This window comes from Kribbella sp. NPDC048928, assembly GCF_043197975.1.
Lineage (GTDB): Bacteria > Actinomycetota > Actinomycetes > Propionibacteriales > Kribbellaceae > Kribbella.
In genome coordinates, this window is record NZ_JBICUC010000004.1 from 334,810 (window position 1) to 356,626 (window position 21,817).

Here is a 21,817-nt window from a genome sequence, read left to right on the forward strand (position 1 = left end):
CCTTCCGGTTCTTCGTCACCAGACGTAGGCGAGGACTTCCCCGCCGACGCCCTTGTTCTTGGCCTGACGGTCGGTCAGCAGTCCCTGGGACGTCGAGATGATCGCGACGCCCAGGCCACCGAGGACCTTGGGCAGGTTGGTCGACTTCGCGTAGACCCGGAGGCCCGGCTTCGAGATCCGGCGAACACCCGCGATGGAGCGCTCCCGGCTCGGGCCGAACTTCAGGTCGACACTCAGCGTCTTGCCGACGGCGCCCTCTTTGGGCTCCTCGACCTTGTAGGAGGCGATGTAGCCCTCCTGCTGAAGGATGTCGGCGATGCCCTGCTTGATCTTGCTGTACGGCATCGTGGTCGACTCGTGGTACGCCTGATTGGCGTTCCGCAGACGCGTCAACATGTCTGCGATCGGGTCGGTCATCGTCATGGCCTGGGGCCTCTTTCCCGCCGTGGTTTCGCCGTTCGGCGACCTACGGTGACTAGATGGTGGTGAATGGGGAGAAGTTCTGGGGTGGAGACGGTCACCAGCTGGACTTGGTCACGCCGGGCAGCTCGCCCCGGTGTGCCATCTCCCGCAGGCAGATCCGGCAGAGGCCGAACTTGCGGAAGACCGCCTTCGGCCGGCCGCAGCGCTGGCAACGGGTGTAACCGCGCACCGCGAACTTCGGCTTCCGGGCCTGCTTGACCTTGAGTGCTGTCTTCGCCACGTCAGTTCTCCTTGAACGGGAAGCCGAGCGCCCGCAGCAGGGCCCGACCCTCGTCGTCGTTCGTCGCGGTGGTCACCACGGTGATGTCCATGCCCCGGACCCGGTCGATGCGGTCCTGGTTGATCTCGTGGAACATCACCTGCTCGGTCAGGCCGAAGGTGTAGTTCCCGGTGCCGTCGAACTGCTTGGGCGACAGACCGCGGAAGTCGCGGATCCGGGGCAGCGCGAGCGCCAGCAGCCGGTCCAGGAACTCCCACATCCGGTCGCCGCGCAGCGTCACGTGGGCGCCGATCGGCATCCCTTCACGCAGCTTGAACTGCGCGATCGACTTGCGGGCCTTGGTGACCTGCGGCTTCTGGCCGGTGATCGCGGCCAGGTCCTTCACCGCGCCGTCGATCAGCTTCGAGTCGCGCGCCGCCTCGCCGACGCCCATGTTCACCACGATCTTGGTGAGCCCGGGCACCTGCATGACGTTCGCGTACTTGAACTCCTCGTGCAGCTTGCCGACGATCTCCTCGCGGTACTTCGTCTTCAGCCGCGGCTGGACCTTGCTCTCGGTTACTGCGGTGCTCATCAGATCTCCTCGCCGGTACGCCGGGCGATCCGGACGCTCCGGGTACCGGTGTACGTCGAACCGTCGGGACGGCGCTTCTGCACCTCGACGCGGTTGTAACCGACGCGGGTGGTCACCTTCTGCTTCTTGCCGTCCTTGTCGACCTCGACGAGAAGCATCACGTTCGAAACGTGGATCGGGGCTTCCTGGGTGACGATGCCACCGGTGGTGCCGCCGCGCTGGGCCTGCTGCACCTTGGTGTGCTTCTTCACCCGGTTGACGCCCTCGACGATGACCTTCTCGTCGTTCGGGAAGACCTGGATGATCTTGCCCTCAAGGCCCTTCGAACGACCCGAGATCACACGGACCTGGTCGCCCTTCTTCACGTGCAGTTTCTTCTGGGCCATCTCAGAGCACCTCCGGCGCGAGCGAGATGATCTTCATGAAGCGCTTCTCGCGCAGCTCCCGGCCGACCGGGCCGAAGATGCGCGTCCCGCGCGGCTCGCCATCGGCCTTCAGGATCACCGCGGCGTTCTCGTCGAAGCGGATGTAGGAGCCGTCCGGACGCCGGCGCTCCTTCACGGTCCGCACGATGACCGCCTTGACGACGTCACCCTTCTTCACACCACCGCCGGGGATCGCGTCCTTGACGGTGGCGACGATCGTGTCACCGACACCGGCGTAGCGCCGACCGGAGCCACCGAGAACGCGGATGCAAAGGATCTCCTTCGCGCCCGTGTTGTCGGCGACCTTCAGTCGCGACTCCTGCTGGATCATCTGTTGATCTCCTGGTTGTCTCGCTGGTTCTCACGTCCGTGAGCCTTGCGGAACGAATAATTTCGAATGGTTGCCGGTCGCTGTGCCCTCGAGCACAGCCGACCGGGAACAGCTACTTGGCCTTCTCGAGGACCTCGACGACGCGCCAGCGCTTGGTCGCCGACAGCGGCCGGGTCTCCATCAGGAGGACACGGTCGCCGATGCCGGCGGCGTTCTGCTCGTCGTGCGCCTTGAGCTTGCTCGTGCGCCGGATGACCTTGCCGTAGAGCGCGTGCTTGACGCGGTCCTCGACCTCGACCACAACGGTCTTGTCCATCTTGTCGCTCAGCACCAGGCCCTCACGGGTCTTCCGGCGGCCTCGCGCCTCGGTGGTCGTGCTCACGGTCTCGTCCTTCACGTTCTCGCTCATGCGTTCGCCTTCTCACTGTCGTCCGCGGAGTCCTCGGCGCCGGCCTCGACCGGTGCGTCGACCTCTTCGGTGATGCCGAGCGCACGCTCGGACAGCACCGTGTAGATGCGGGCGATGTCCTTACGGACGGCGCGCAGCCGGCCGTGGGACTCCAGCTGGCCCGTGGCAGCCTGGAACCGGAGGTTGAACAGCTCCTCCTTGGCTTCGCCGAGCTTGCTCAGCAGCTCGTCCCGGCCCAGGTTCCGCAGCTCGGCGGCGGTCAGGGTAGCCATCAGTTCTCACCTGCCTCTCGGGAGATGAAGCGGCACTTCATCGGCAACTTGTGGATCGCACGGCGCATCGCCTCACGGGCGATGTCCTCCGGGACACCGGACAGCTCGAACAGCACGCGACCGGACTTGACGTTCGCGATCCACCACTCCGGCGAACCCTTACCGGAACCCATCCGGGTCTCGGCCGGCTTCTTGGTCAGCGGGCGGTCGGGGTAGATGTTGATCCACACCTTGCCGCCACGCTTGATGTGCCGGGTCATCGCGATACGCGCGGACTCGATCTGCCGGTTGGTGACGTAGTGGCTCTCCAGGGCCTGGATGCCGAACTCACCGAAGGCGAGCGTCGTTCCGCCCTTCGCCGCACCAGTCCGCTTCGGGTGGTGCTGCTTGCGGTGCTTGACCTTGCGGGGGATGAGCATGTTGTCAGCTCTCCGTTCCGGTCGTCTCGGCGGCCTTGTCGGCTACCGGCGCGCTGGTCTCGGCGGCCTTGTCGGTCGCCGCGGCAGCGTTGTTGTCGTTGCGCGAGTCCCGACGGTCGCCACCGCGACCGCCACGGCCACCACGGTCGCCTCCGCGACCGCCACGGTCACCGCGGTCGCCGCCGTCACGGCGGGCCGGACGGCCACGCTGCTGGGTGGCGGCCCGGGCCGCTGCCTGCGCCTCGCGCTCCGCGCGGGTGCCGGCGACGTCGCCCTTGTAGATCCAGACCTTCACGCCGATCCGGCCGAAGGTCGTCCGGGCCTCGTAGAAGCCGTAGTCGATGTCGGCCCGCAGCGTGTGCAGCGGGACGCGGCCTTCGCGGTAGAACTCCGACCGCGACATCTCCGCGCCACCGAGCCGGCCGGAGCACTGGATCCGGATGCCCAGGGCGCCGCCACGCATGGTGGTCTGCATCGCCTTGCGCATCGCGCGGCGGAACGCCACGCGGCCGGACAGCTGCTCGGCCACGCCCTGCGCGACCAGCTGAGCGTCGACCTCGGAGTTCTTCACCTCGAGGATGTTCAGCTGCACCTGCTTGCCGGTGAGCTCCTCAAGGCTGCCCCGGATCCGGTCCGCCTCGGCGCCACGGCGACCGATGACGATGCCCGGACGAGCGGTGTGGATGTCGACCCGGACCCGGTCACGGGTGCGCTCGATCTCCACACGGGAGATGCCGGCGCGCTCCATGCCCTTGCTCAGCAGGCGACGGATCTTGACGTCCTCGCCCACGTAGTCCTTGTACAGCTTGTCGGCGTACCAGCGGCTCTTGTGATCGGTGCTGATGCCGAGACGGAACCCGTGCGGGTTGACCTTCTGTCCCACGTCAGGACTCCTTCTTCTCAGCGGTGGCCTTCTTGGCGGCCTTCTTGGCGGTCGCCTTCTTGGCCGGCTTCTCCGCGCCTTGGTCCTCGGCCGGCTTGTCGGCGGCCTTCTTGGCCGCCTTCTTCGCCGGCGCCTTCTTGGCCGTGGCTGCCTGGTCCGCGGTCTTCTTGGCAGCGGCCTTCTTGGCCGGTGCCTTCGGAGCCTCCTCCTCGGTGACCCGCGGCTCGACCACGACGGTGATGTGGCTGGTCCGCTTGTCGATCCGGGTGGCCCGGCCCTGGGCGCGAGGACGGTGACGCTTCAGCGTCGGTCCCTCGTCGACCAGAACCTTGGACACGACCAGGTCGGCCCGGCTCAGGTGCTCGGTGCCCTCGGCGTTCGCCGCGGCGCTGTCGACGACCTTGTACACGGTCGCGGCAGCAGCCTGCGGGGCGAACTTCAGAGTGGCGAGTGCGTCGTCGACGCCCAGACCGCGCACCAGATCGCCCACGCGGCGCGCCTTCATCGGCGTCACGCGGACGAAGCGCGCGACCGCGAAGGCCCCGGGCTGCTCGCCCAGCAGGCTCTCGCGACGGGCGCTGGTCGCCCTACGCTCTTGAACGCTCATGATGTTCGAATCTCTCCGTAGATTGCTATCGCTAAGTCACTGAACCCTGCGGGGATCAGCGACGCCGTGACTTGCGGTCGTCCTTCTCGTGACCCCTGAACGTCCGGGTCGGGGCGAATTCGCCGAGCTTGTGCCCGACCATCGCGTCCGTCACGAACACCGGCACGTGCTTGCGGCCGTCGTGCACCGCAATCGTGTGGCCGATCATGTCCGGCACGATCATCGATCGGCGGGACCAGGTCTTGATGACGTTCTTGGTGCCCTTCTCGTTCTGCACCTCCACCTTCTTTGCCAGGTGGTGGTCGACGAACGGGCCCTTCTTGAGGCTGCGTGGCATTCTGGCCGGCTCCTATCAGCGCTTCTTGCCGGCCTTGCGGCGCCGGACGATCATGCGGTCGCTTTCCTTGCGGGTGCGGGTCCGGCCCTCAGGCTGACCCCACGGGGACACCGGGTGACGACCACCCGAGGTCTTACCCTCACCACCACCGTGCGGGTGGTCGACCGGGTTCATCGCGACACCGCGGACGGTCGGGCGCTTGCCCTTCCAGCGCATCCGGCCCGCCTTGCCCCAGTTGATGTTGGACTGCTCGCCGTTGCCGACCTCACCGAGGGTGGCGCGGCAGCGTACGTCGACCATCCGGACCTCGCCGGACGGCATCCGCAGGGTGGCCATCCGGCCTTCCTTCGCGACCAGCTGGATGCTGGAACCGGCGGAGCGGGCCATCTTGGCGCCACCGCCCGGTCGCAGCTCGACCGCGTGGATGGTGGAACCGACCGGGATGTTGCGCAGCGGCAGGTTGTTGCCCACCTTGATGTCGGCGGCCGGGCCGTTCTCGACGACGGTGCCCTGCTGCAGGTTCGACGGGGCGAGGATGTAGCGCTTCTCGCCGTCCACGTAGTGCAGCAGCGCGATCCGCGCGGTGCGGTTCGGGTCGTACTCGATGTGCGCGACCTTGGCCGGCACGCCGTCCTTGTCGTAGCGCTTGAAGTCGATCAGCCGGTACGCCCGCTTGTGACCGCCACCGTGGTGCCGGGTGGTGATCTTGCCCGAGCTGTTCCGGCCGCCCTTCTTCGGCAGCGGACGCAGCAGCGACTTCTCGGGGGTCGAACGGGTGAGCTCGACGAAGTCGGCCACGCTCGAGCCACGGCGGCCCGGCGTCGTCGGCTTGTACTTGCGGATTCCCATTACGACTGGCCTCCGAAGATATCGATGCGGTCGTCACCCTTGAGGGTCACGATCGCCCGCTTGGTGTCCGGGCGCTTGCCGAAGCCGGACCGGGTCCGACGGCGCTTGCCCTTGCGGTTCAGGGTGTTCACGTCGCTGACCTTGACGTCGAAGACCTTCTCGACCGCGAGCTTGATCTCGGTCTTGTTGGCGTCCGGTGCGACCTCGAACGTGTACTTCTGCTCGTCGAGCAGGCCGTAGCTCTTCTCGCTGACGACCGGCCGGAGCAGCACTTCCCGCGGGTCCTTGTTGACTCCGTGGCTCATGCCTCTACCTCCTCGGCTTCAGTCGACGTGGCGACGGCCTTGACGGACTTGCCCTTCGGGGCGCCGGCCACGAACGCGTCCAGCGCTCCCTTGGTGAACACGACCGCGTCGCTGACCAGAACGTCGTACGCGTTCAGCTGGTCGGCAGCGATCAGGTGCACGTGCTGCACGTTGCGCAGGCTCAGCCAGGTGAGCTCGTCCGCGCGGTCGACGACAACCAGGGCCTTGCCCGGGTCGGTGACCTCGCTGAGCACCTTCAGGGCCGACTTGGTCGACGGCGTGTCGCCGTCCACGAAGCTCTCGACCACGAACACCCGGCCGTCACGGGCCCGGTCGGACAGCGCACCGCGGAGCGCGGCGGCGATCATCTTCTTCGGGGTCCGCTGGCTGTAGTCGCGCGGCACCGGGCCGTGGACGACGCCACCACCGGTGAACTGCGGCGCGCGGGTCGAACCCTGACGGGCGCGACCGGTGCCCTTCTGGCGGTACGGCTTGGCGCCACCGCCGGACACCTCGCCCCGGGTCTTCGCCTTGGCCGTGCCCTGACGGGCGGCGGCCAGCTGCGCCACCACGACCTGGTGGATCAGCGGCACGTTGACCTGGACGTCGAACAGCTCGGCCGGAAGCTCGGCGGAACCCTTCTTGCTGACCTTGTCGCCCTTGACGACGACGACGTCGACGGTGCTCACTTGGCAGCTCCCTTCGCGGCGTTGCGGATCAGCACCAGGCCGCCCTTGGGGCCGGGAACCGCACCCTTCAGCAGGATCAGGCCGCGCTCGGTGTCGATCGCGTGCACGGAGATGTTCTGCGTGGTGACCTGCTCGTGGCCCATCCGGCCCGCCATCCGCAGGCCCTTGAAGACCCGGCCCGGGGTGGCGCAGCCGCCGATGGAACCCGGCGAGCGGTGCTTCTTGTGCACACCGTGGGTGGCGCGCAGGCCGTGGAAGCCGTGCCGCTTCATGACACCGGCGAAGCCCTTGCCCTTGCTGGTGGCGGAGACGTCGACGCGCTCACCGGCGGCGAAGGCCTCGGCCTTGATCTCCTGGCCCAGGGTGTACTCGCTGGCGTCGGCGGTGCGCAGCTCCAGCAGGTGGCGCCGCGGCGTCACGCCGGCCTTGTCGAAGTGACCGCGCATCGGCTTGGTCACCTTGCGGGGGTCGATGTCGCCGAAGGCGATCTGGACGCCGTCGTAGCCGTCCCGGTCCGACGTACGGACTCCGGTGACGACACAGGGTCCGGCCTGGACGACGGTGACGGGGACGACGCGGTTGTTCTCGTCCCAGGTCTGGGTCATGCCGAGCTTGGTGCCCAGCAGCCCGCGCGTGTTCTTCACGTGGCTCATTGGTCTTTCCGCGTCCTCAGAGCTTGATCTCGATGTCGACACCAGCCGGCAGGTCGAGACGCATCAGCGAGTCGACGGTCTTCGGCGTGGGGTCGATGATGTCGATGAGCCGCTTGTGAGTGCGCATCTCGAAGTGCTCGCGGCTGTCCTTGTACTTGTGCGGCGAGCGGATGACGCAGAACACGTTCTTTTCCGTCGGCAACGGCACCGGGCCAGCAACCTTCGCACCAGTACGCGTCACCGTGTCGACAATCTTGCGCGCCGAGCTGTCGATGACCTCGTGGTCGTAGGCCTTCAGCCGGATGCGGATCTTCTGTCCCGCCATCGCTTCGCTTCGTCCTTCTCTATCGTCTTCCGTTGCGTTGCTCCGACCCCCGCGGTCGGGTGTGTCGCCGATCGAGTGCAAAACTGCGCCGCACACACGTGACTCACCGCTCTTCGACCCTGGTGGGAATCGGGGCCCCGGTCTCGGACCGGAGCCTCGGCTTGGTCTCCGGTCCGGCGCACCAGCCAGATCAAGAAGATCTGGGGCGCACCCCGGCGGCCTAGCCTGAGCAACCTGAATATTGTGCCAGAGATCAGCGCCGGAACGCCAATCGGTGGCTTTGCCGCCCGATCCGGTACCACCTGAGCGCCGGATCGGGCGCAAAGCAGAGGTCCGCGGGGCTCAGGATCGAGCCCTCGCGGACCTCATGAGATCACTTGATGATCTTGGTGACCCGGCCGGCGCCGACGGTACGGCCACCTTCACGGATCGCGAACTTGAGGTTCTCCTCCATGGCGATCGGCTGGATCAGCTCGACCGTCATGTCGGTGTTGTCGCCCGGCATGACCATCTCGGTGCCCTCGGGCAGCGTGACGACACCGGTGACGTCGGTGGTACGGAAGTAGAACTGCGGGCGGTAGTTCTGGAAGAACGGCGTGTGACGGCCGCCCTCCTCCTTGGAAAGGATGTAGACCGACGCCTCGAAGTTCGTGTGCGGGGTCGTGGTGCCCGGCTTGATGACGACCATGCCGCGCTCGACGTCCTCGCGCTTGGTGCCACGCAGCAGCAGACCGACGTTCTCACCGGCCTGGCCCTCGTCGAGCAGCTTGCGGAACATCTCGATGCCGGTGACCGTGGTGGTCTGCTTGGCGTCGCGGATACCGATCAGGTCGACAGTCTCGTTGACCTTGACGACGCCGCGCTCGATCCGGCCGGTGATGACCGTACCGCGACCCGTGATGGTGAAGACGTCCTCCACCGGCATCAGGAACGGCTTGTCGATCTCGCGCTCCGGCTGCGGGATGTAGGAGTCCACCGCGTCCATGAGCTCGAGGATCGACTCGGCCCACTTGGCGTCGCCCTGCAGCGCCGGGTGAGCGGCGACGCGGACGATCGGCGCGTTGTCGCCGTCGAACTCCTGCTCCGAGAGCAGCTCGCGAACCTCGAGCTCGACGAGCTCCAGGATCTCCTCGTCGTCGACCATGTCGCACTTGTTCAGGGCGACGACCATCGCCGGCACGCCGACCTGACGGGCGAGCAGCACGTGCTCACGCGTCTGCGGCATCGGGCCGTCGGTGGCGGCGACGACCAGGATCGCACCGTCCATCTGGGCCGCACCGGTGATCATGTTCTTGATGTAGTCCGCGTGACCCGGGCAGTCGACGTGGGCGTAGTGCCGGGCCTCGGTCTGGTACTCGACGTGCGCGATGGAGATGGTGATACCGCGCTGGCGCTCTTCCGGCGCCTTGTCGATCTGATCGAAGGCCGATGCCTCGTTGAGCGTCGGGTACTTGTCGTGCAGCACCTTGGTGATCGCCGCGGTAAGAGTGGTCTTACCGTGGTCGATGTGACCGATGGTGCCGATGTTGACGTGCGGCTTAGTCCGCTCGAACTTCGCCTTAGCCACTGGGGCCCTCCTGGAAAATGTTGACTTACGCCGTACGCCGACGCGCTGTGGGTTGGTTGGTCCGGGGCGAGATTACTCGCCGCGAGCCTTCTTGATGATCTCTTCCGCCACGTTCTTCGGAACCTCGGCGTAGGAATCGAACTGCATCGAGTACGACGCGCGGCCCTGGGTCTTCGACCGTAGGTCACCGACATACCCGAACATCTCGGACAGCGGCACCGAAGCCTTGATCGCTCGGCTGCCACCGGGGCCCTCGTCCATGGACTGGATCGAGCCACGACGGGAGTTGAGGTCGCCGATCACTTCACCCATGTAGTCCTCGGGCGTGATCACCTCGACCGCGAACATCGGCTCCAGGATGACCGGAGTCGCCCGCCGGGCGGCGTCCTTGAAGGCCATCGAACCGGCGATCTTGAAGGCCAGCTCGGAAGAGTCGACATCGTGGTAGGCACCGTCGGTCAGCGTGACCTTGACGTCCACCATCGGGTAGCCGGCCAGTACGCCGAACTCCATTGCCTCCTGGGCGCCCTCGTCCACCGACGGGATGTACTCCCGGGGGATGCGGCCACCGGTGACGGCGTTGACGAACTCGTAGCCACCCTCGCCACCGGCCTCGACCGAGGTCGGCTCGATGTTGATGATCACACGCGCGAACTGACCCGAACCACCGGTCTGCTTCTTGTGCGTGTAGTCGACCTTCTCGACCTTCTTCTTGATCGTCTCGCGGTAGGCGACCTGCGGCTTGCCGACGTTGGCCTCGACGCGGAACTCGCGCTTCATCCGGTCGACCAGCACCTCGAGGTGCAGCTCACCCATACCGGCGATGATCGTCTGGCCGGTGTCCTCGTCGGTCCGGACCTGGAAGGTCGGGTCCTCCTCGGCGAGCCGCTGGATCGCGACACCCAGCTTCTCCTGGTCGGCCTTCGACTTGGGCTCGATGGCGACCGAGATGACCGGGGCCGGGAACTGCATCGACTCCAGGACGACCGGCTTCGAGGCGTCCGCCAGCGTCTCACCGGTGGTGGTGTCCTTCAGACCCATCACCGCGACGATGTGGCCGGCGCCGATCGAGGCGATCTCCTCACGCTTGTTCGCGTGCATCCGGTAGATCTTGCCGATCCGCTCCTTGCGGCCCTTCGTCGGGTTCAGCACCTGCGTGCCGGTCTCCAGCTTGCCGGAGTACACCCGGATGAAGGTCAGCTTGCCCAGGTGCGGGTCGGCCGCGATCTTGAACGCCAGCGCCGAGAACGGCTCGCTGTCGTCCGGCTTGCGCAGCACGACCTTCTCCGGGTCCTTGACGTCGTGGCCCTCGATGGCCGGGACGTCGATCGGGCTCGGCAGGTAGGCGTTGATCGCGTCGAGCAGCGGCTGGACGCCCTTGTTCTTGAAGGCGGTACCGGTCAGGACCGGGGTCAGCTTGCTCGCCAGGGTCGCGCGACGGATACCCGCCACGAGCTGCTCCTGGGTCGGCTCCTCGCCCTCGAGGTACTGCTCCATGATCTCGTCGTCGGCCTCGGCCAGCGTCTCGATCAGCTTGTCGCGCCACTCGGCGACGATCTCGGTGTGGGTGGCCGGGATCTCCTCGACGGTGTAGTCCTCACCCATCGTGGTCTCGCCGCGCCAGGTCAGCGCGCGCATCCCGACCAGGTCGACGACACCGATGAAGTCGCCCTCGGAACCGATCGGCAGCTGCAGCACCAGCGGCACCGCGGCCAGCCGGTCGACGATCATGTCGACCGTGCGCATGAACTCGGCGCCGGTCCGGTCCAGCTTGTTCACGAAGCAGATGCGGGGTACGCCGTACCGGTCAGCCTGGCGCCACACGGTCTCGGACTGCGGCTCGACACCGGCAACACCGTCGAACACCGCGACGGCGCCGTCGAGGACGCGCAGCGAGCGCTCCACCTCGACGGTGAAGTCGACGTGCCCGGGGGTGTCGATGATGTTGATGGTGTGGTCTTTCCAGGTGCAGGTCGTCGCGGCGGACGTGATCGTGATGCCGCGCTCCTGCTCCTGCTCCATCCAGTCCATCGTGGCGGCGCCGTCGTGGACCTCACCGATCTTGTAAGTGATACCGGTGTAGAAGAGGATCCGCTCGGTCGTCGTCGTCTTGCCGGCGTCGATGTGGGCCATGATCCCGATGTTGCGGACCTTGGCCAGGTCGGTGGTGATTTGTACGGCCACCTCGGTGGTCTACCTCTCGATTCTGTACTGCGTCAAAGGGTGTGAGCTGGGGTCCGGATCGGACCCCGGATCACCAGCGGTAGTGGGCGAAAGCCTTGTTGGCTTCGGCCATCTTGTGCGTGTCCTCGCGGCGCTTCACCGATGCACCGAGACCGTTGGACGCATCCAGGATCTCGTTCATCAGGCGCTCGGACATGGTCTTCTCGCGACGAGCCCGCGAGTACGACGTCAGCCAGCGCAGCGCGAGCGTGGTCGACCGGCCCGGCTTGACCTCGATCGGGACCTGGTAGGTCGCGCCACCGACGCGGCGGCTCTTCACCTCGATGCTCGGCTTCACGTTGTCCAGCGCACGCTTCAGCGTGATCACCGGGTCGGTGCCGGTCTTGGTGCGAGTGCCCTCGAGCGCGCTGTAGACGATGCTCTGCGCGATCTGCTTCTTGCCGTCGACCAGGATCTTGGAGATCAACTGGGTGACGAGCGGCGAACTGTAGACCGGGTCGATGATGACCGGGCGCTTCGGGGCCGGGCCCTTGCGCGGCATTAGCTCTTCTCCTTCTTCGCGCCGTAAAGGCTGCGAGCCTGCTTCCGGTTCTTCACACCCTGGGTGTCGAGCGAACCGCGGATGATCTTGTACCGGACACCCGGGAGGTCCTTCACCCGGCCGCCGCGGACGAGCACGATCGAGTGCTCCTGCAGGTTGTGGCCGACGCCCGGAATGTAGGCGGTGACCTCGATACCGCTGGTGAGGCGAACACGCGCAACCTTGCGGAGCGCCGAGTTCGGCTTCTTCGGCGTGGTCGTGTAGACGCGCGTGCACACACCACGACGCTGAGGGGAACCCTTCAGGGCCGGCGTCTTGTTCTTGGACACCTTGTCCTGGCGGCCCTTGCGGACCAGCTGGTTAATGGTGGGCACCGCGTGGGTCTCTTTCTGTCGTCCGGCTGGGTTTGTAGCTTTTACCTGACCCCCGCGGTCGGGTGTGTCGCGTGCGCACGAGCAGACCGACGCCGTAATCTTCCAGACTGTCGGCGGGAGTCCCGTGCCACGCGGCCCGGTTCGTTGGACGAGGGGCACGCATGACGGCCCAGGAAAGACCCCGGGCACGATCGTTAAGACTAGCGGGTGCCTCAAGCACGGTCAAAATGAGTAACCGGCCGCGGTCGAGGACCCTCCGCCTGACCAGTGTACAGGGCCTCCGGGACAACCCTTGGCAAACGCTTCCAGAGGCCCTGCGCAGGTGTCGTTCAGACGCGGAACTCGACGTCGGTGATGAGGCCTTCGCTGACCCGGTACAGAGCCAGTTGCGGGACCGCCGCGCCCTCGTCGTAGGTGAGGACGTGCTCGACCACCCACTCCCCCAGCGTCAGCTTCTGGATGATCTCGGTCTTGCAGCGGCCGGCGTCGAAGCGCGGGCGGTAGAACTCCCGCAGGAAGCGCCGGCCCTTGAGCTCCGAGCCGTCGGCGAGCCGGATCCGGGCGGTCGGCGAGTACATCGCGAGGAACGCCTCGAGGTCGTGCGCGGCGTACGCGGCGTGCTCCCGGGCGACCGCACGCGCGGCCGCTGTCTCGGCGGTGACGGCCGCAACGGTCGTCACCCCCAGGTCGGCCGGCGGAGGCTGTACAGAGCCGCCTACGGGCGTCGGAGCGGGCGCGGACACCGGTGCAGGGACAACGACCGGAGCGGGCGCCGGAGCGTTCTTGACTGCCAGGGCTTCCCTGGATCTGGCGGCGGGTGTGGTCCGCCGGGGCGTGGTGGTCTTCTTCTTGGCCGGGGGTGGGACGAGGAGCTTGCCGTCGGTGCCGGGCTCCTCGCCGAGGTGGGCGATCGCCCAGTCGAGAGCCTTGGTCACGGCGGCGCGTGATTCTTCGGTGTGGTCGAGCATGTCGAACCCGTGGTGCCCTTTCGGTACGTCGATGATGTCCAGCGCGGTGCCACCCGCGGAGACGAACTCCGCTACCGGACCGGCGAGCTCCTCACGCTCGAGTCCAGCTCTTGTCAGTAGCACCGGCAGGTCCTTGAGGTTGCCGATCACGTCGGCGGCGGTTACCAGATCGTCGACACCGGGCGGGGTGGCGAGCAGGGGGTAGCTGAGAGCCACGAAGCGCAGCCAGTCGGGGCGGCTGTCCAGCCACTCCCCGGCCAGCAGGCCGGCGCCCGAGAAGAACCACAGCCCGACCCGATCGGGGTCGACTCGTGGATCCGAACGCAGTACGCCGACCGCAGCCTCCACCTCGTCCGCGGCCTCGACCAGGCGGTCGAGTCCGTGGATCAGGCTGTGGTCGACGACTGCGGCCACCAGGCCTCGCCTGGCGGCAGCGGTCGCGTAGCCCTTGTAGACCGGCCAGTCCCGAGGCATCACCTCGAGCTCGGCCGGTCCGGGTCCCCCGTGCACGAAAAGAATTGCGCCGCCTCGGGCGGTACCGGGCGGGCGGTACAGGTCGATCTCCCCCAGGCGATCGACGCGTACATCAGAACCTTCCAGAACCCCCAAGACGAAAGGCCGCAGGTAGGCCGGCAGATCCGTCATGCACCAATCTTGGCGCATGACGGGCACACTTTCAGCCGCCACCCCGAGTGTCTTTTCCGGCACCCGCCGTACCGGCTGGTAAAAGCCGCGAGGGCGGCACCTCCCGTTGGGGAGATACCGCCCTGCGCGGAGTGACTCGGCTCAGTTCTTGTAGGAACCGAGGTCGAAGTCGTCGAGCGGGACCGACTGTCCGGACGACGGGCCGAAGTCGTAGTCGTACGACTCGTAGCCGACCATCGAGTACATCGCGGCCTTCGCCTCCTCGGTGGGCTCCACCCGGATGTTGCGGTACCGGTCCATGCCCGTACCGGCCGGGATCAGCTTGCCGATGATGACGTTCTCCTTCAGACCGACCAGGGAGTCGGACTTGCCGTGGATCGCGGCCTCGGTCAGGACCCGGGTCGTCTCCTGGAAGGAGGCGGCCGACAGCCACGACTCGGTGGCCAGCGAGGCCTTGGTGATACCCATCAGCACCGGACGACCCGAGGCCGGCGTACCGCCCTCGGCCACGACGCGGCGGTTCTCCGCCTCGAACATGATCCGGTCGGCAAGCTCACCCGGCAGCAGGTTCGCCTCGCCGGACTCGATCACCGTGACCCGGCGCAGCATCTGCCGGACGATGATCTCGATGTGCTTGTCGTGGATGGCCACACCCTGCGACCGGTACACCTCCTGGACCTCGTCCACCAGGTGCTCCTGCGCCTTGCGGACACCCAGGATCCGCAGAACCTCCTGCGGGTCCGGCGTACCCTGCGTCAGCTGCTGACCGACCTCGATGTGCTGACCGTCCTCGATCAGCAGGCGGGCCCGCTTCGACACCGGGTAGGCGACCTCCTCGGAACCGTCGTCCGGGGTGAGCACCAGCTTCCGGGTCTTGTCGGTGTCCTCGACGGCGATCCGGCCGGCTGCTTCGCCGATCGGCGCCTTGCCCTTGGGCTGACGTGCCTCGAAGAGCTCGACCACACGCGGCAGACCGTGGGTGATGTCATCACCCGCGACACCACCGGTGTGGAAGGTACGCATCGTCAGCTGCGTGCCCGGCTCACCGATGGACTGGGCCGCGATGATGCCGACCGCCTCGCCGATGTCGACCGGCTTGCCGGTCGCCAGCGAACGGCCGTAGCACTTCGCGCAGGTACCGGTCTTGGCGTCACAGGTGAGCACCGACCGGACCCTGACCTCTTCGATCCCGGCCGCGACCAGCTTCGCGATCGACACGTCGCCCAGGTCGGCGCCACCGGCGAGCACGACGTTGCCGTCGGCATCGATGGCGTCGGTGGCCAGGGTCCGCGCGTACGCGCTGGTCTCCACGTTCTCGGCGTGCACGACCTTGCCGCTCGGGTCCTTCTCGCCGATCTGCTTCGGCAGGCCCCGCTCGGTCCCGCAGTCCTCCTCGCGGATGATCACGTCCTGCGACACGTCCACCAGACGACGGGTCAGGTAACCCGAGTCGGCGGTCCGCAACGCGGTGTCGGCCAGGCCCTTCCGGGCACCGTGGGTGGCGATGAAGTACTCGACCACCGACAGGCCCTCGCGGAAGTTGGACTTGATCGGCCGGGCGATGATCTCGCCCTTCGGGTTGGCCACCAGACCACGCATACCGGAGATCTGCCGGATCTGCATCATGTTGCCTCGGGCACCGGAGTGCACCATCATCCAGATCGGGTTGTCCTTGGCGAAGTTCTCCTCCATCGCCTTACCGACCTCGGCGTTGGCGCCGGTCCAGATCTCGATCAGCTCCTGACGCCGCTCGGACGAGGTGATCAGACCCCGCTCGAACTGCTTCTGGACCTTCTCGGCCTGGGACTCGTACCGGGCCATGATCTCGGGCTTGCTCGGCGGGGTGCTGAAGTCGTCGATCGACACCGTGACACCGGACCGGGTGGACCAGTAGTAGCCGAGGTCCTTCAGCGCGTCCAGCGCGTGCGCCACCTCGACCTTGGTGTACCGCTCGGCGAGGTCGTTGACGATCCCACCGAGCTGCTTCTTGCCGACCTCGGTGTCGACGAACGGGTAGTCCGCCGGCAGCGCCTCGTTGAACAGCGCGCGGCCCAGGGTCGTCTCCATGCCGAAGCCACCGCCCGGCAGCTCGATCGCGTCCGCCGGAGCACCCGAACCGCTCAGCCGCAGCGTGATCTTGGCCTGCAGCGCGAGCTCACCGCGGTCGAAGGCCATGATGCCCTCGGCCACCGAGCCGAACGCCCGGCCCTCGCCCTTGGCGCCGTCCTTCAGCATCGTCAGGAAGTAGATGCCGATGATCATGTCCTGCGTCGGCATCGTGACCGGACGGCCGTCGGCCGGCTTCAGGATGTTGTTGGTCGACAGCATCAGGATCCGGGCCTCGGCCTGCGCCTCGGCCGACAGCGGCAGGTGCACCGCCATCTGGTCACCGTCGAAGTCCGCGTTGAACGCGGAGCAGACGAGCGGGTGGATCTGGATCGCCTTGCCCTCGATCAGCTGCGGCTCGAACGCCTGGATGCCGAGCCGGTGCAGGGTTGGTGCACGGTTCAGCAGGACCGGGTGCTCGGTGATGACCTCTTCCAGTACGTCCCAGACCTGGGCGCGCTGGCGCTCCACCATCCGCTTGGCGGACTTGATGTTCTGCGCGTGGTTGAGGTCGACCAGCCGCTTCATCACGAACGGCTTGAACAGCTCCAGCGCCATCGCCTTCGGCAGACCGCACTGGTGCAGCTTCAGCTGCGGGCCGACCACGATGACCGAACGGCCCGAGTAGTCGACGCGCTTGCCCAGCAGGTTCTGACGGAAACGACCCTGCTTGCCCTTGAGCATGTCGGACAGCGACTTCAGCGGCCGGTTGCCCGGGCCGGTGACCGGACGGCCACGGCGGCCGTTGTCGAACAGCGCGTCGACGGCCTCCTGCAGCATCCGCTTCTCGTTGTTGACGATGATCTCCGGCGCGCCCAGGTCGAGCAGCCGCTTGAGCCGGTTGTTCCGGTTGATCACCCGGCGGTACAGGTCGTTCAGGTCCGAGGTGGCGAACCGGCCACCGTCGAGCTGCACCATCGGGCGCAGGTCCGGCGGGATCACCGGGACGCAGTCCAGGACCATGCCCATCGGGCTGTTGTTGGTGGCCAGGAACGCGGTGACGACCTTGAGCCGCTTCAGGGCGCGGGTCTTGCGCTGGCCCTTACCGGTCTTGATCGTCTCGCGCAGGTTGTCCGCCTCGGCCTTCAGGTCGAAGGTCTCCAGCCGGCGCTGGATCGCGGCGGCACCCATGGCGCCCTCGAAGTACTTGCCGAACCGCTCCTTCATGGCGCGGTAGAGGATCTCGTCGCCCTCGAGGTCCTGGACCTTCAGGTTCTTGAACCGGGTCCAGACCTCGTCGAGGCGGTCGATCTCGCGCTGCGCACGGTCGCGCAGCTGCTTGACCTCACGCTCGGCGCCTTCCTTGACCTTGCGGCGGACGTCGGCCTTGGCGCCCTCGGCCTCGAGCTGCGCCAGGTCCTCCTCGAGCTTCTTCAGCCGCGTCTCGATGTCGTTGTCACGACGGTTCTCGAGCTGCTTGCGCTCCACGTCGACCCGACCCTCGAGCGAGGACAGGTCGCGGTGCCGCGACTCGTCGTCGACGTCGGTGATCATGTACGCCGCGAAGTAGATGACCTTCTCGAGGTCCTTCGGGGCGAGGTCGAGCAGGTAGCCGAGCCGCGACGGGACACCCTTGAAGTACCAGATGTGGGTGACCGGCGCGGCCAGCTCGATGTGGCCCATCCGCTCACGGCGCACCTTGGAGCGGGTGACCTCGACGCCACACCGCTCGCAGATGATGCCCTTGAAGCGAACGCGCTTGTACTTGCCGCAGTAGCACTCCCAGTCCCGGGTGGGACCGAAGATCTTCTCGCAGAACAGACCGTCACGCTCGGGCTTGAGCGTCCGGTAGTTGATCGTCTCCGGCTTCTTGACCTCGCCGTGCGACCACTGGCGAATCTCGTCCGCAGTGGCCAGGCCGATCCGAAGCTCGTCGAAGAAGTTCACGTCGAGCACGATGTGTTATCTCCCGTTGCTAAAGGTGGTCTGAGTGAGTTGGTTGTTGATGTCAAGCGGCAACCCGCTCAGACCTCCTCGACACTGTTCGGCTCGCGCCGGGACAGGTCGATTCCCAGTTCCTCTGCCGCCCGGAAGACGTCCTCCTCGCTGTCGCGCATCTCGACCCGGCTTCCGTCGGACGAGAGCACCTCGACATTGAGGCAGAGGGACTGCATTTCCTTGACCAGAACCTTGAACGACTCCGGGATACCCGGCTCCGGAATGTTCTCGCCCTTGACGATCGCCTCGTACACCTTGACCCGTCCGACGACGTCGTCGGACTTGATGGTCAGCAGTTCCTGCAGCGCGAAGGCGGCACCGTAGGCCTCCAGGGCCCACACCTCCATCTCGCCGAACCGCTGGCCACCGAACTGGGCCTTACCGCCCAGCGGCTGCTGGGTGATCATCGAGTACGGACCGGTCGACCGTGCGTGGATCTTGTCGTCGACCAGGTGGTGCAGCTTCAGGATGTACATGTAGCCGACACCGATCGGGTCCGGGAACGGCTCACCCGAACGGCCGTCGAACAGGCGCGCCTTGCCCTGCCCGTTGACCATCCGGACACCGTCCCGGTTCGGCAGCGTGGAGGACAGCAGGCCGGTGACCTCGTCCTCGGTCGCACCGTCGAAGACCGGGGTGGCGACGTTCGTCATCGGCTCGGCCGCGCCGGCGCCGATCTTGATCAGCCGCTGCGCCCAGTCCTCCTCGTTCTCCGGGTCGACCTCCCAGCCGCGGGAGGCGATCCATCCGAGGTGGGTCTCCAGCACCTGGCCGACGTTCATCCGGCCGGGCACGCCCAGCGGGTTGAGGATCACGTCGACGTGGGTGCCGTCCTCGAGGAACGGCATGTCCTCGACCGGAAGGATCTTGGAGATGACGCCCTTGTTGCCGTGCCGGCCGGCCAGCTTGTCGCCGACCGAGATCTTCCGCTTCTGGGCCACGTAGACGCGGACCAGCTGGTTGACGCCCGGCGGCAGCTCGTCGCCGTTGTCGCGGTCGAAGACCCGGACACCGATGACGGTGCCCTCCTCGCCGTGCGGCACCTTCAGCGACGTGTCGCGGACCTCGCGCGCCTTCTCACCGAAGATCGCCCGGAGCAGCCGCTCCTCCGGGGTCAGCTCGGTCTCGCCCTTCGGGGTGACCTTGCCGACCAGGATGTCACCGGTGGTGACCTCCGCGCCGATCCGGATGATGCCGCGCTCGTCCAGGTCGGACAGCATCTCGTCGGAGACGTTCGGGATGTCCCGGGTGATCTCCTCCGGGCCCAGCTTGGTGTCGCGGGCGTCGACCTCGTGCTCCTCGATGTGGATCGAGGTCAGCAGGTCCTGCTGCACGACGCGCTGGCTGAGGATGATCGCGTCCTCGTAGTTGTAGCCCTCCCACGTCATGAACGCGACGAGCATGTTCCGGCCGAGGGCCATCTCGCCCTCGTCGGTGCACGGACCGTCGGCCAGCGGCGTCCCGATCTCGACCCGCTGCCCGGCGTCGACCAGCGGGCGCTGGTTGATGCAGGTGCCCTGGTTCGAGCGGCGGAACTTCGCCATCCGGTAGGTCTGGTACGTACCGTCGTCGGCGGCGATCTCGATCAGGTCGGCCGAGACCTCCTTGACCACGCCGGGCTTGTCGGACACGACCACGTCGCCGGCGTCGACAGCACCGCGGAACTCCATGCCGGTACCGACCAGCGGGGCGTCCGAGGTGATCAGCGGCACCGCCTGGCGCTGCATGTTCGAACCCATCAGCGCGCGGTTGGCGTCGTCGTGCTCCAGGAACGGGATCAGCGCGGTCGCGACCGACACCATCTGGCGCGGCGACACGTCCATGTAGTCGACGTCGTCGACCGGGACGAGCTCGACCTCACCGTGCCGGCGGCGAACCAGGACGCGCTCCTCGGCGAACCGGTTCTCGTCGTTCAGCGCGGCATTCGCCTGCGCGATGACGAACCGGTCCTCCTCGTCGGCGGTCAGGTAGTCCACCTGCTCGGTGACCTGACCCTCGACGACCTTGCGGTACGGCGTCTCGACGAAGCCGAACGCGTTCACCCGGCCGTACGACGCGAGCGAGCCGATCAGGCCGATGTTCGGGCCTTCCGGGGTCTCGATCGGGCACATCCGGCCGTAGTGCGAGGGGTGCACGTCGCGGACCTCGAAGCCGGCCCGCTCACGGCTCAGACCACCCGGGCCGAGCGCGTTCAGGCGACGCTTGTGGGTCAGACCCGCGACCGGGTTCGTCTGGTCCATGAACTGCGACAGCTGGGAGGTTCCGAAGAACTCCTTCAGCGCCGCAACCACCGGACGGATGTTGATCAGGGTCTGCGGCGTGATCGCCTCGACGTCCTGAGTCGTCATCCGCTCGCGGACCACCCGCTCCATCCGGGCCAGGCCGGTACGGAGCTGGTTCTGGATCAGCTCGCCGACGGTGCGCAGGCGACGGTTGCCGAAGTGGTCGATGTCGTCCTCTTCGACCACGATCTCGCCGCGCGGGGCCGGCAGCTCGGTCTTGCCCTCGTGCAGAGCGACCAGGTACTTGATCGTGGCGACGATGTCGTCGACGGTCAGCACCGCCTGGTCGTGCGCCTCGTCACGGCCGAGCTTCTTGTTGATCTTGTAGCGACCGACCTTGGCCAGGTCGTAGCGCTTGCCGTTGAAGTAGTAGTTCTCCAGCAGCGCCTGCGCGGCCTCGCGGGTCGGCGGCTCACCCGGACGCAGCTTGCGGTAGATGTCGAGCAGCGCGTCGTCCTGCCCGGAGGTGTGGTCCTTCTCCAGGGTGAGGCGGATCGACTCGTAGTCGCCGAACTCCTCGAGGATCTGCGCGTCGGTCCAGCCGAGCGCCTTCAGCAGGACGGTGACGTTCTGCTTGCGCTTGCGGTCGAGGCGGACGCCGACCATGTCGCGCTTGTCCACCTCGAACTCCAGCCACGCGCCGCGCGACGGGATGATCTTGGCGGTGAAGATGTCCTTGTCCGAGGTCTTGTCCGGCGTGCGCTCGAAGTACACACCGGGAGACCGGACGAGCTGCGAGACCACGACACGCTCGGTGCCGTTGATCACGAAGGTGCCCTTGCGGGTCATCAGCGGGAAGTCGCCCATGAACACGGTCTGGCTCTTGATCTCGCCAGTCTCGTTGTTCATGAACTCGGCCGTGACGAACAGCGGGGCGGAGTACGTGACGTCCCGCTCCTTGCACTCGTCGACCGTGTTCTTCGGCGGCTCGAAGCGGTGGTCGCGGAACGACAGCGACATGGTGCCGCTGAAGTCCTCGATCGGGGAGATCTCTTCGAAGATCTCTTCCAGGCCGCTGGGGCCGGACAGGTCCGACCGCCCCTCGGCCTCGGCGGCGGCCACACGGGCCTGCCACGTTTCGTTACCGACCAGCCAGTCGAAACTATCCACCTGCAACGCAAGCAGATCCGGAACCTGAAGAGGCTCGGAGATCTTTGCGAAAGAGATGCGGCGGGGGCCGGTGACGTTGGAAATGCTGTCGGACTGGGGGTTGCGCGAGGCGACCAAGGGGCGTCCTTCCACGGGCTCGCAAAATCACATCGGTGCTGGGAGCGCACGCCAAGCCGCCCCAGTCAAGTCGAGAACTCGAGCGAGGGCGAGAGAAAAGGCAGCGCAAAGGAATAGGCTACATGATCCGGGCAAGCCTGTCCAATGGGGTCCAACAGTTTGCCGTCGGACCACCCTCTCCGTCAAGGACCGACCCGGAATCTC

At 66.8% G+C, this 21,817-nt stretch carries 22 protein-coding genes and 1 pseudogene; all 23 read right to left on the reverse strand.

Features of this window, described 5'->3' with window-relative positions:
* Window positions 1-15: 15 nt before the first annotated feature.
* The 23 genes and pseudogenes from rpsH to rpoB all read right to left on the reverse strand — a co-directional run bounded on the left by rpsH (window position 16) and on the right by rpoB (window position 21,613).
* The gene (gene rpsH / locus ACGFI6_RS19505) at window positions 16-423 is read right to left on the reverse strand and encodes a 30S ribosomal protein S8 (protein ID WP_393120348.1); all 408 of its coding nucleotides are present in this window, start codon (window positions 421-423) and stop codon (window positions 16-18) included.
* Between the two features lie 94 nt (window positions 424-517).
* On the reverse strand, window positions 518-703 hold the full coding sequence (locus tag ACGFI6_RS19510; protein ID WP_012923674.1) for a type Z 30S ribosomal protein S14: 186 nt from the start codon (window positions 701-703) through the stop codon (window positions 518-520).
* Between the two features lies 1 nt (window position 704).
* Window positions 705-1,277: a 50S ribosomal protein L5 gene (gene rplE / locus ACGFI6_RS19515; RefSeq protein WP_393120351.1), complete on the reverse strand. Its 573-nt coding sequence runs from the start codon at window positions 1,275-1,277 to the stop codon at window positions 705-707.
* Window positions 1,277-1,663 carry a 50S ribosomal protein L24 gene (rplX, locus tag ACGFI6_RS19520; RefSeq protein WP_393120353.1) on the reverse strand — a complete coding sequence of 129 codons (387 nt, stop codon included), beginning with the start codon at window positions 1,661-1,663 and terminating at the stop codon, window positions 1,277-1,279. The genes rplE and rplX overlap by 1 nt, the downstream gene beginning before the upstream one ends.
* 1 nt (window position 1,664) lies before the next feature.
* Window positions 1,665-2,033: a 50S ribosomal protein L14 gene (gene rplN / locus ACGFI6_RS19525; RefSeq protein ID WP_077019238.1), complete on the reverse strand. Its 369-nt coding sequence runs from the start codon at window positions 2,031-2,033 to the stop codon at window positions 1,665-1,667.
* A 112-nt stretch (window positions 2,034-2,145) separates the two neighbouring features.
* Window positions 2,146-2,442, reverse strand: coding sequence for a 30S ribosomal protein S17 (rpsQ, locus tag ACGFI6_RS19530; RefSeq protein WP_393120355.1), 297 nt, complete (start codon window positions 2,440-2,442; stop codon window positions 2,146-2,148).
* A complete protein-coding gene (gene rpmC, locus ACGFI6_RS19535) occupies window positions 2,439-2,714 on the reverse strand; it encodes a 50S ribosomal protein L29 (RefSeq protein WP_393120357.1) in 276 nt (91 codons plus the stop codon). The genes rpsQ and rpmC overlap by 4 nt, the downstream gene beginning before the upstream one ends.
* Window positions 2,714-3,133 carry a 50S ribosomal protein L16 gene (rplP, locus tag ACGFI6_RS19540; RefSeq protein ID WP_393120359.1) on the reverse strand — a complete coding sequence of 140 codons (420 nt, stop codon included), beginning with the start codon at window positions 3,131-3,133 and terminating at the stop codon, window positions 2,714-2,716. The genes rpmC and rplP overlap by 1 nt, the downstream gene beginning before the upstream one ends.
* A 4-nt stretch (window positions 3,134-3,137) precedes the next feature.
* Window positions 3,138-4,016, reverse strand: coding sequence for a 30S ribosomal protein S3 (gene rpsC / locus ACGFI6_RS19545; RefSeq protein ID WP_393120361.1), 879 nt, complete (start codon window positions 4,014-4,016; stop codon window positions 3,138-3,140).
* 145 nt (window positions 4,017-4,161) lie between these two features.
* Window positions 4,162-4,623, reverse strand: a pseudogene (gene rplV, locus ACGFI6_RS19550) (50S ribosomal protein L22); the annotation flags it as partial.
* 55 nt (window positions 4,624-4,678) lie between these two features.
* Window positions 4,679-4,960 carry a 30S ribosomal protein S19 gene (gene rpsS, locus ACGFI6_RS19555; RefSeq protein ID WP_329003461.1) on the reverse strand — a complete coding sequence of 94 codons (282 nt, stop codon included), beginning with the start codon at window positions 4,958-4,960 and terminating at the stop codon, window positions 4,679-4,681.
* A gap of 15 nt (window positions 4,961-4,975) precedes the next feature.
* Complete coding sequence (gene rplB, locus ACGFI6_RS19560) at window positions 4,976-5,809, reverse strand: 50S ribosomal protein L2 (protein ID WP_393120364.1); 834 nt, start codon at window positions 5,807-5,809, stop codon at window positions 4,976-4,978.
* Window positions 5,809-6,114 (reverse strand): 50S ribosomal protein L23, encoded by a 306-nt coding sequence (rplW, locus tag ACGFI6_RS19565; protein WP_393120366.1) that lies wholly within the window; start codon window positions 6,112-6,114, stop codon window positions 5,809-5,811. Before rplW ends, rplB begins: the two co-directional genes overlap by 1 nt.
* The gene (gene rplD, locus ACGFI6_RS19570; protein WP_393120368.1) at window positions 6,111-6,803 is read right to left on the reverse strand and encodes a 50S ribosomal protein L4; all 693 of its coding nucleotides are present in this window, start codon (window positions 6,801-6,803) and stop codon (window positions 6,111-6,113) included. The genes rplW and rplD overlap by 4 nt, the downstream gene beginning before the upstream one ends.
* Window positions 6,800-7,456, reverse strand: a complete 657-nt coding sequence (gene rplC / locus ACGFI6_RS19575) for a 50S ribosomal protein L3 (RefSeq protein ID WP_393120370.1) — start codon at window positions 7,454-7,456, stop codon at window positions 6,800-6,802. The genes rplD and rplC overlap by 4 nt, the downstream gene beginning before the upstream one ends.
* 16 nt (window positions 7,457-7,472) lie before the next feature.
* The gene (rpsJ, locus tag ACGFI6_RS19580; RefSeq protein WP_012923688.1) at window positions 7,473-7,781 is read right to left on the reverse strand and encodes a 30S ribosomal protein S10; all 309 of its coding nucleotides are present in this window, start codon (window positions 7,779-7,781) and stop codon (window positions 7,473-7,475) included.
* Between the two features lie 373 nt (window positions 7,782-8,154).
* Window positions 8,155-9,348: an elongation factor Tu gene (gene tuf, locus ACGFI6_RS19585; protein WP_393120372.1), complete on the reverse strand. Its 1,194-nt coding sequence runs from the start codon at window positions 9,346-9,348 to the stop codon at window positions 8,155-8,157.
* A 72-nt stretch (window positions 9,349-9,420) separates the two neighbouring features.
* Window positions 9,421-11,481 (reverse strand): elongation factor G, encoded by a 2,061-nt coding sequence (gene fusA / locus ACGFI6_RS19590; protein ID WP_393121263.1) that lies wholly within the window; start codon window positions 11,479-11,481, stop codon window positions 9,421-9,423.
* A gap of 121 nt (window positions 11,482-11,602) precedes the next feature.
* The gene (gene rpsG / locus ACGFI6_RS19595) at window positions 11,603-12,073 is read right to left on the reverse strand and encodes a 30S ribosomal protein S7 (protein WP_184840555.1); all 471 of its coding nucleotides are present in this window, start codon (window positions 12,071-12,073) and stop codon (window positions 11,603-11,605) included.
* Window positions 12,073-12,447 carry a 30S ribosomal protein S12 gene (gene rpsL, locus ACGFI6_RS19600; RefSeq protein WP_130384649.1) on the reverse strand — a complete coding sequence of 125 codons (375 nt, stop codon included), beginning with the start codon at window positions 12,445-12,447 and terminating at the stop codon, window positions 12,073-12,075. Before rpsL ends, rpsG begins: the two co-directional genes overlap by 1 nt.
* Before the next feature lie 329 nt (window positions 12,448-12,776).
* Window positions 12,777-14,060 (reverse strand): nuclear transport factor 2 family protein, encoded by a 1,284-nt coding sequence (locus ACGFI6_RS19605; RefSeq protein WP_393120374.1) that lies wholly within the window; start codon window positions 14,058-14,060, stop codon window positions 12,777-12,779.
* Between the two features lie 141 nt (window positions 14,061-14,201).
* Window positions 14,202-18,062 (reverse strand): DNA-directed RNA polymerase subunit beta', encoded by a 3,861-nt coding sequence (locus ACGFI6_RS19610; protein ID WP_393120376.1) that lies wholly within the window; start codon window positions 18,060-18,062, stop codon window positions 14,202-14,204.
* A gap of 68 nt (window positions 18,063-18,130) precedes the next feature.
* On the reverse strand, window positions 18,131-21,613 hold the full coding sequence (rpoB, locus tag ACGFI6_RS19615) for a DNA-directed RNA polymerase subunit beta (protein WP_393120378.1): 3,483 nt from the start codon (window positions 21,611-21,613) through the stop codon (window positions 18,131-18,133).
* Window positions 21,614-21,817: the final 204 nt, after the last annotated feature.